Source organism: Streptomyces sp. NPDC030814 (genome assembly GCF_055572155.1).
Genome location: NZ_JBVIDX010000017.1, coordinates 1 through 8,554, shown reverse-complemented (window position 1 = coordinate 8,554; position 8,554 = coordinate 1). Strand labels below are relative to the sequence as shown.

The 8,554-nt window shown below is 72.7% G+C and carries 8 protein-coding genes and 1 pseudogene; 6 read left to right on the top strand and 3 right to left on the bottom strand.

Features of this window, described 5'->3' with window-relative positions; all coding sequences use genetic code 11:
* The first annotated feature begins 135 nt into the window (after positions 1-135).
* From ACZ43N_RS29385 to ACZ43N_RS29375, 3 genes and pseudogenes are all read left to right on the top strand, one after another.
* Complete coding sequence (locus ACZ43N_RS29385; protein ID WP_468101784.1) at positions 136-804, top strand: GNAT family N-acetyltransferase; 669 nt, start codon at positions 136-138, stop codon at positions 802-804.
* A gap of 299 nt (positions 805-1,103) precedes the next feature.
* Positions 1,104-1,844: pseudogene (locus ACZ43N_RS29380) on the top strand (class I SAM-dependent DNA methyltransferase); the annotation flags it as partial.
* A gap of 52 nt (positions 1,845-1,896) precedes the next feature.
* Entirely contained in the window at positions 1,897-2,685 is a 789-nt protein-coding gene (locus ACZ43N_RS29375) for a DUF5995 family protein (RefSeq protein WP_468101782.1), read from the top strand.
* A 39-nt stretch (positions 2,686-2,724) separates the two neighbouring features.
* Here ACZ43N_RS29375 and ACZ43N_RS29370 read toward each other — a convergent pair whose 3' ends face one another.
* Entirely contained in the window at positions 2,725-3,411 is a 687-nt protein-coding gene (locus tag ACZ43N_RS29370; RefSeq protein WP_468101780.1) for a pyridoxine/pyridoxamine 5'-phosphate oxidase, read from the bottom strand.
* A gap of 25 nt (positions 3,412-3,436) precedes the next feature.
* Positions 3,437-4,642 carry a thiolase C-terminal domain-containing protein gene (locus tag ACZ43N_RS29365; RefSeq protein ID WP_468101778.1) on the bottom strand — a complete coding sequence of 402 codons (1,206 nt, stop codon included), beginning with the start codon at positions 4,640-4,642 and terminating at the stop codon, positions 3,437-3,439.
* 103 nt (positions 4,643-4,745) lie between these two features.
* On the opposite strand from ACZ43N_RS29365, the gene ACZ43N_RS29360 reads away from it, so the two are divergent.
* Both ACZ43N_RS29360 and ACZ43N_RS29355 read left to right on the top strand, forming a co-directional pair.
* On the top strand, positions 4,746-5,945 hold the full coding sequence (locus ACZ43N_RS29360) for an acyl-CoA dehydrogenase family protein (protein ID WP_468101776.1): 1,200 nt from the start codon (positions 4,746-4,748) through the stop codon (positions 5,943-5,945).
* On the top strand, positions 5,945-6,445 hold the full coding sequence (locus tag ACZ43N_RS29355; RefSeq protein WP_468101775.1) for a nitroreductase family deazaflavin-dependent oxidoreductase: 501 nt from the start codon (positions 5,945-5,947) through the stop codon (positions 6,443-6,445). The genes ACZ43N_RS29360 and ACZ43N_RS29355 overlap by 1 nt, the downstream gene beginning before the upstream one ends.
* Positions 6,446-6,531: 86 nt before the next feature.
* Here ACZ43N_RS29355 and ACZ43N_RS29350 read toward each other — a convergent pair whose 3' ends face one another.
* Positions 6,532-7,179 (bottom strand): TetR family transcriptional regulator, encoded by a 648-nt coding sequence (locus tag ACZ43N_RS29350; RefSeq protein ID WP_468101773.1) that lies wholly within the window; start codon positions 7,177-7,179, stop codon positions 6,532-6,534.
* 232 nt (positions 7,180-7,411) lie between these two features.
* On the opposite strand from ACZ43N_RS29350, the gene kbpA reads away from it, so the two are divergent.
* Positions 7,412-8,440, top strand: coding sequence for an AfsK-binding protein KbpA (kbpA, locus tag ACZ43N_RS29345; protein ID WP_468101771.1), 1,029 nt, complete (start codon positions 7,412-7,414; stop codon positions 8,438-8,440).
* Positions 8,441-8,554: the final 114 nt, after the last annotated feature.

Sequence of the window (8,554 nt, the reverse complement as noted above, 5' to 3'; positions counted from 1 at the left end):
TTCCCCGTCCCGCGTCCCCCGTCCCGCGCTGCCGACCTCATGCGCCCCTCGCGCCGTCGTCCCTCCGCCGTTCGTCACCCCGCACCCCCGCTTGTGTGTGACCCCAAGGCGGTGGCCGACGGGCCTCGGTTTTCAATGGGCGGTGTGAGTCGTACTCCTGAGTCGTGTGCCGATGAATCGTCCGCCGAGTCCGCCGAGTTCGCCGGATCCGCCGAGCCGTCCGGGGCTGAGTCCCGTGCTGAGGTGCACGGGCACGGGCTGCGGCTGTGCGCCTGGGACGCCGAGTCCGACGCCGATGTCGACGCCTGGTTCCGGGGGCGCGCCGACCCGGAGTTCCGGCGGTGGAACACGCCCCTGATGCTGGACGACGGGCCAGAGGGGGCGCGTGAGTCCTTGCGGCAGCGCGCGGAGAGCGACGCGGCGGGGCGGACCGCGACGTTCCGGGTCGTGGACGCGGACAGCGGGGTCACGCTCGGACAGGTCGGGTTCAGCGGGATCGACCGGCTCATGCGGCGGGCCATGGTCGGTTACTGGGTCCTGCCCGAGGCCCGCGGCCGCCGGGTCGCAGCCCGGTCGCTCGACCTCGCCACGCGCTGGGCCTTCACCGAACTCGGTCTCCACCGCATCGAACTCGACCACGCCCTCGGGCACGAGGTGTCCTGCCGGATCGCCGAGCGGTGCGGGTACTCGTACGAGGGGACCCTGCGCGGGGCGATGTGGGAGGCGGGACGGCACGACGCCTTCCGCGACGCCCACCTCCACGCCCGACTGGCCACCGACCCCGAGCCGAACGGGGACGTGTAGCGCGGGCCGAGGGGGCCGCGAAAACCCGGTGCGGTCGCCGGTCCCCCCTCGGTACGGTCAGGAGAATGCGTGCAGAGGGACGTGACCACGGAAACCCGCAGGCACCCGACGACGGAAACCCGCAGGCACCCGGCGACGGAAAGACGCAAGCACCCGGCGACGGAAAGACGCAAGCACCCGGCGACGGAAAGACGCAAGCACCCGGCGACGGAAAGACGCAAGCACCCGGCGACGGAAAGACGCAAGCACCCGACGACGGAAAGACGCAAGCACCCGACGACGGGTACGCCGGCGTAGACGACCCGGACGGCCACTTCGGTGAAGCCGTCGCAGCCCACTACGACGAGACCTCCGCCGAGATGTTCGCCCCGAGAACCGTCGATCCGGCCGTGGAGCTGATCGCGGGACTCGCCGAGCAGCCCGGACACGGGGCCCGCGCCCTGGAGTTCGGTGTCGGCACCGGACGGATCGCCCTGCCCCTCGCCCGAAGGGGCGTTCCCGTGCACGGCATCGACATGTCCCGCGCCATGGTGGAGCGGATGCGGGCCAAGCCCGGCGGGGACGAGATCGGCGTCACCATCGGGGACTTCGCCACCGCCCGTGCGGACGGCGAGTTCACGGTCGTCTATCTGGTCTTCAACACGATCAACAACCTGCTCACGCAGGACGCTCAGGTGGAGTGCTTCCGCAACGCCGCCGCGCATCTCGTGCCCGGCGGCTGTTTCGTCATCGAGGTCGGGGTCCCGGCGCTGCGCAGACTGCCGCCGGGGCAGGACGCCGTGCCGATCCATGTCGGCCCGGACCGGCTGGTGTTCAACACGTACGACGTGGCCACTCAGGGGATGCGGTCGCACCATGTGCGGGTCGTCGACGGGCGGCCGTCGCACTTGTCGGTGCCGTTCCGGTACGTCTGGCCGGCCGAGCTGGACCTCATGGCCCGGCTGGCCGGGATGCGGCTGCGTGACCGCTGGGAGGACTGGGACCGGCGGCCGTTCACCAACGAGAGCACCCGGCATGTGTCGGTGTGGGAGAAGGCCTGAACCGGAAGGGTCCGAACCGGGAGGGCCGGGGCACACGAGACGGGAGTGGGGCATGACGGCAGGGAACATCGACGAGGTCGTGGACGGGCTCGCCGAGGTCGTGCGGGACGCCCGCCGCACCGGCGACCGGATCGGTTACTTCGCGGCGCTGTACCGGCAGGTGACCGTCGAGGTCCGCACGGCCATCCACGAGGGGCTGTTCGACGACGGCGCCCGCATGGACCGGTTCGACACGCACTTTGGCAACCGTTACTTCGAGGCGTACGACGCCTGGCGCCGTGACCGGAGCGGGCCGCGCTGCTGGCGCGAGGCGTTCGGGCTGCTCGACGACTCCGACACCGTCATCGTGCAGCACCTGCTGCTCGGCGTGAACGCCCACATCAACCTCGACCTGGCCGTCGCAGCCGCGCGGACCAGCCCCGGCGAGTCCATCCACGCGCTGCGGCGCGACTTCCTGCTGATCAACGACATCCTGGGGCGGGTGGTGCTGGAGGTGCAGGACTCGATCGGCGCCCTGTCACCGCTCCTGTCCCTGCTGGACCGGATCGGAGCCCGCACCGACGAGCGGATCCTCGACTTCAGCATCCGCCGGTCCCGCGAGGAGTCCTGGCACGACGCCGTGCTGCTCGCCGGCCGGACCGAGGAGGAGCGGGCGGCCACCATCGAGCGGCTCGACATCCGGGCCGCCGTCCTGGCCCGCCTGATCGCCCGCCCCGGCGGCCTCGTCCGGCCCGCCCTGGAGCTGATCCGCGCCACCGAGAGCGACGACGTCCCCGCCGTCATCGCCCACCTGGACCAGGCGACGGAACGGTCCGCCGCCCGCCGGGGCACGGGCGGCTGAGTCCTGGCCGCGGTACGGACGCGGTGCGGGCGGTGGACCTCAGGGCCAGAGCAGTTCCTTGGCCCAACCCCCCTCCGCCCCGCGGTAGACGAGCCGTACGTGGCGTCGTCGTGCGTCACCCTGGAAGAACTCCACCTCGTCCGGCTCGACCACGTACGCCGTCCAGGACGGTACGGGCGCGTCCGGCTCCCGTTCGGCCCGTGCCCAGGCGTCGTCCGACGCCCGCTCCAGCTCCGCCAGGGAGGACAGGACCGTGCTCTGCCGCCCCACGAGGGCCGCCGCCAGCGCGCCCGTGGAGCGGGCGTGCAGATCGGCCTGGGCGAAAGCGGCGGGGGCCACCGTGACCCGGCCGCGCACCCGCACCTGCCGCCCCTGCGCGGCCCAGTAGAACCCGAGGGCCGCGTACGGGCGGGCCGCCAGGTGCCGTCCCTTGCGGCTGCCGGCGTGTGTCGCGAAGTGCCAGCCGTGGTCGTCCACGTCGTGCAGCATCACCGTACGGACGTCGGGGCGCCCCTCCTCGTCCGCCGTGGCCAGCGACATCGTGTGCGGCTCCGGCTGCCCGGCCGCGACCGCCTGAGCGAACCAGGTGGTGAACAGGGGGACCGGTGCGGCGGGCGCCGCGGCCGGGTCGAAGTCGGGCAGCTCGGTGACCTCGGGGTCCCAGACCTGCAGGGTCCGCAGCAGCTGTACGAAGTCGGAGGGGGCGTCGGCGCCGGGAGTGCTCATGCGCCGATTCTGCCGGGCCGGGCCCTCACCCCCGCCCCAGGACCACCGTCCCCGAGGAGCAGAACCAGCCTCCCGTGCCGGAGGCGACGGCGAGGCGGGGGAGGTCGCCGCCCAGGGAGCGGAGCTGCCGCTCGCCGGCCTCGCCGCGCAACTGGCGGACGGCCTCGACCAGCAGGAAGAGGCCGCGCATACCGGGGTGCTGGGCGGACAGGCCGCCGCCGTCGGTGTTGACGGGCAGGTCCCCGGTGAGGGTCAGACGGTTCTTCTCCACGAAGGCACCGCCCTCGCCCTTCGCGCAGAAGCCCAGGTCCTCCAGCGTCACCAGCGTCATGTACGTGAACGCATCGTAGATCTCCGCGAAGTCGATCTCGGACGGGCGGACCCCGGCCCGTTCGAATGCGAGGCGGCCGCTGATCGCCGCCGGGGAGACGGTGAAGTCGGGCCACTCGGACATGGTGGTGTGGGAGACGTGCTCGCCGGTACCGAGCACCCGGACGGGGGTGGCGGGCCGGCAGTCGCGCACGTACTCCTCGGCGGCCAGGAGGACCGCCGCGCCGCCGTCGGAGCGGATGCAGCAGTGGAGTTTGGTGAACGGGTCCGCGATCGGAGGGGAGGACAGCACGTCGTCGATCGTGATCGGGGTGCGGAACATCGCCTCCGGGTTCGCCGCCGCGTTCGCCCGGGCCTGGACGGCCACGGAGGCGAGCTGTTCCAGCGTGGTCCCGTACTGGTGCATATGGCGGCGGGCGGCCATGGCGTACTTGGCGATCAGGGTGTGCCCGTAGGGGACCTCGTACTGGAGGGGGCCGCGCGCGCCGAACGAGAGGTTGCCGGTGCGCCGTCCCGCCCGGATGTCGGCACGGGCGGTGGAGCCGTACACGAGCAGCACGACGTTCGCGTGCCCGGCGGCGATCGCGTCCGCCGCGTGCGCCGCCATGACCTCCCAGGTGGCGCCGCCGACCGACGTGGAGTCCACCCACGTCGGCCGCAGCCCGAGGTACTCGGCCACCTCCACCGGTGCCAGTGTCCCGAGGCCCGCCGACGCCAGCCCGTCCACGACGGTGTGCTCCAGGCCCGCGTCCGCCAGGGCCCGGCGGGCCGCCTGCGCGTGCAGCGCGTACGGCGTCGCGTCGTCCACCCGGCCGCAGTCGGCGAGTGCGACCCCGACGACGGCCACCTCGCGGCGGCCGGTCGTTCCCCTGCGGATTCCCGGAACGGCGGCAGCGGTCATGAATCTGACGGTACATCAGATTCGCGGGCTGGGGGACCTGTGCTTCCGCCGCCTTCCGCTCTACCATGACGCACCGTCAGATGGAGCAGAGGGGGACCCGCCCATGGACGCCCGCTTCACCGCCGAGCAGAGCGAAATCCGTCGCACGGTAAGGGAGTTGCTGCTCAAGCGCAGCGGCCCGGAGGACGTCCGAGCAGCCGTACGGACCGGCGAGGGGTACGACACCGCGCTCTGGATGACGCTCGCCGAACAGCTCGGGCTGCCGGGCCTCGCGCTCCCCGAGGAGTACGGCGGTGTCGGCTGCTCGGTCATGGAACTGGCCCTCGCCTGCGAGGAACTGGGACGGGCCCTCACCCCGTCCCCGCTGCTGGCCACCTCCGTCCTCACGGCCCCCCTCGTCCTCGCCCTCGGCACCGACCGGCAACGCGACCGGCTCCTCCCCGGCCTCGCCGCCGGACGGCTCACCGCCGCGCTCGCCGTACCCGGCACCGCCCTCGCCACCGCGCTCGCCCTGACCGGCGACAACCACGGCGAGTGGGCCGGCGGCGGCCGCGCCGGGGGAGTGCAGGCACGGCGGGCCGGTGACGGCTGGCGGCTCTACGGCGAGGCCGGCCAGGTGCTCGACGGGCACAGCGCGGGCCTGCTCCTCGTGGCCGCCCACACCGGCGGCTACGCCCGGACACGCACGCTGCTGTTCCTCGTGCGGGCGGAGGCGACGGGACTCGTACGGGTACGGCAGACCGCCCTCGACGGCACCCGTCCGGTGGGCCGCGTCCAACTGCGCGACACACCGGCCGAGTTGCTGGGCGATGACGACGAGGCGGACATACCGGCCGCGCTCGCCGGTGTGGGCGACGGGGCCGCCGCCGTCCTCGCCGCCGAGGCCGTGGGAGCGGCCGACCGGGCACTGGAGCGGACCGTCGCCCACGTGAGGCAGCGAGAGCAGTTCGGGCGGCCGATCGGATCGTTCCAGGCGGTCAAGCACCGGCTGGCGGACGTGTACGTCGGAGTGCAGGCCGCCCGGTCGGCGGCGTACTACGCGGCGTGGAGCGCGGCGGTGCGCGGCGAGCGGGTCGGCGGGCAGGCGCTCGCCCAGGCCCTGGAGGCGCTGCGGACCGCCGCCGCCGAGTGCGTCCAGTTTCACGGCGGCCTCGGTTTCACCTGGGAACACGAGGCGCATCTGTACGTCAAGCGCGCGGCGGCGGACGAGCTGCTCCTCGGCCCCGTGCACCGGCTGCGTGGGCGGGCGGCGGAGCTGGCGGACGTTTTCGGCGGCGGCGACCACGAGGAGGTGCGGGGCTGATGGCCTCGAAGAACACGAGTGGCCTGAAGGACATCGGCGTGCGATGGGTGCAGAAGGTGTCGTCCGCTCCGGCGTTCGCGCGGGTGGCACCCCATGTCATCCCCGCCCTGGACCGGGCGGTGCACCGGGCCACACGGGGCAGGGTGCTGCTCAGCGCGCAGCTGCTGCCGGGGGTCGTCCTGACCGCGACGGGGGCGAGGAGCGGGATACCGCGCCGGACGCCGCTGGCCTGTATGCCCGAGGAGGGCGGCCGGAGTTGGCTGCTCATAGGCTCCAACTTCGGACGGACCGACCACCCCGCCTGGACGGCGAACCTGCTGGCCCACCCCGACGCGACGATCAGCTGGAAGGGCGAGGACATCCCGGTCACCGCGCGGCTGCTGGAGGGCGAGGACCGGGCGGCGGCGTGGCGGGAACTGCTGCGCTTCTGGCCGCCGTACGCGACGTACCAGGCGCGGGTGGAGCGGGAGATCCGGGTGTTCCGGATCGTCCGGCGGTGAGGACGCGGCAGGCGGCGCCCCTCGGATGAGGGCGTCGCCTGCGTGACAGGATCTGCGTCCGGGGCCGCCCGGGGGGCTGCTCCCGGCTACTTCGTGGGCTTCTTGCCGGTGATGCCCAGGTGGACCAGAAGAGCCAGATTGGGCTTCAGTTCGGCCTGCTTCACACCCCAGGACTGGAAGCCCTTCTGGTGCGAGGAGACCGAGGCGAGCATCGCGACGAGAGACCCGGCGAGGGCCCCCGGGTTCACGTCCTTGTCGACCCGGCCCTTGGCCTGGAGCTCCTTGACCGTGTCCGAGAGGGAGTTGGTGACGGAGTTCAGGATCTTCATACGGATCTTGTAGAAGCGTTTGTCGCCCTCGGCGGCGCCCAGGTCCACGACCCGCAGGATCGCGTCGTTCTTGCGCCAGAACTCCAGGAAGCCGTCGACGAGTTCCTGGGCGGTCTGCCAGCCGGCCTTGCCCACCCAGGAGCGCCCTTCGAGGAGGCGCGTCAACGTGGCGCCCTCGGCGGCCATTTCCTCGGCGATCTCCAGAACCGCGCCCTCGACGTCCGGGAAGTACTGGTAGAAGGTCGCGGGCGAAGTTCCCGCCTTCCGGGCGACATCGATGACTTTGACGTCCCGGTAGGGGGAGGAGCTGAGCATCTCGCTGAGGCAGTCGAGCAGCTTCTGCCGGGTCGCCTGCCCACGTCGGCCGGCCACGCGGCCGTCGACGGTACGCACTTGTCCTGTCATGCCGTCAGCTTACCGAGGGGTGATCGGAGCGCGATTCGGCCGACTGCAAATGGGGAGTACGGGCTTCACCAAGGGGTTCTCGGGACGGGACGGGGAGGGGGTGGCGGGTTTCTTTCGCTGCGGGGGAGAGCCGGGGCAGGTGGGGCGGGCCGGGTACGGGCCGCCGCCCTGCCGGCACCCGCACGCACCCGCTCCGCGCGCGGGTCGCGTAGGGCGCCGTTAGCTTGGCGGTATGTACCCCGAGGGCGTTCCGTGCTGGATCGATGTGCAGCTTCCCGACGTGGAGGCCGGGAAGCGTTTCTACGGCGAGCTCTTCGGGTGGACGTTCAAGGTGGCCCCCGGCGACGGGGCGCACGAGGTCTGGGCGTACCTCCCCGCCACGTCCGCCACGCCCTCCGGCGGCCCCACGCCCTCCGGCGCCACGGAGCCCGGTCCCACGGAGCCCGGTCCCACGGGGCCCGGTCCCACGGAGCCCGGTCCCACGCCATCCGCCACCACGGAGCCCGGTCCCATGGAGCCAGGTCCCACGCCCTCCGCCGCCAAGGGGCCCTCCGTCACCACGGAACCCGCCGCCCCCTCGGGCCCCGCCCTCGCACCCGTCGCCGCCCTCGTGCCCAAGCCCGACGGGCGGATGCCCACCGTGTGGACGCCGCACTTCGCCACGCCGGACGCGGCGGCGCTCACCGCGCGCATCAGGGCGGCCGGCGGACAGGTGATCATGACGCCGACCCCGGTCGGGGAGCTCGGGATCGCCGCGCTGGCCACGGACCCGGAGGGGGCCGTGTTCGGGCTGTGGCAGGCGGGCACGCATCCGGGGTTCGGGCGGCGGCACGAGCCGGGGACCTTCGCCTGGGCGGAGTTGTACACCCGGGACACCAGGGCGGCCAACACCTTCTACGCGCACCTCTTCCACGACGCGCTCTTCGGGCCCGGCGCGGACCCCGACTTCGGGCGGGCCGCCGTCACCGAGGTGTTCCCGGCCGAGATGCCGCCCCACTTCCTCGTCCACTTCGGCACGGAGGACTGCGAGGCGGCCCTGGGTGCCGTCACCCGGCTCGGCGGGCGGGTGCAGGTGCCCCCGTTCGACACCTCATACGGAAATGTGGCGGTCGTCACGGACAATCAAGGAGCGTCGTTCGCGCTGCTCGAGATGAGGGCCGTGGACGATTGGCGGGAGGCGCCGCGGGGGACGGATCAGGAGGAGCTGCTCCCTGACGATCTGCGGCAACAAGGTGATGCGGAGCGCCAAGACGAAGGCTGAGCGGCTCTCGTACCAACGTCCTAGTACTCCAGCAGGATTTCGCTGTCTGACCTGGTCTTTTCGCCGGGCGGCGGGAGTGTAGCGGGACTTCGATCGTGTGGGGGCGGTCTCATG

Coding starts and splice junctions, on each gene's coding strand:
- ACZ43N_RS29385 (WP_468101784.1), top strand. CDS start 136: ATGGGCGGTGTGAGTCGTACTCCTGAGTCGTGTGCCGATGAATCGTCC.
- ACZ43N_RS29375 (WP_468101782.1), top strand. CDS start 1,897: ATGACGGCAGGGAACATCGACGAGGTCGTGGACGGGCTCGCCGAGGTC.
- ACZ43N_RS29370 (WP_468101780.1), bottom strand. CDS start 3,411: ATGAGCACTCCCGGCGCCGACGCCCCCTCCGACTTCGTACAGCTGCTG.
- ACZ43N_RS29365 (WP_468101778.1), bottom strand. CDS start 4,642: ATGACCGCTGCCGCCGTTCCGGGAATCCGCAGGGGAACGACCGGCCGC.
- ACZ43N_RS29360 (WP_468101776.1), top strand. CDS start 4,746: ATGGACGCCCGCTTCACCGCCGAGCAGAGCGAAATCCGTCGCACGGTA.
- ACZ43N_RS29355 (WP_468101775.1), top strand. CDS start 5,945: ATGGCCTCGAAGAACACGAGTGGCCTGAAGGACATCGGCGTGCGATGG.
- ACZ43N_RS29350 (WP_468101773.1), bottom strand. CDS start 7,179: ATGACAGGACAAGTGCGTACCGTCGACGGCCGCGTGGCCGGCCGACGT.
- kbpA (WP_468101771.1), top strand. CDS start 7,412: ATGTACCCCGAGGGCGTTCCGTGCTGGATCGATGTGCAGCTTCCCGAC.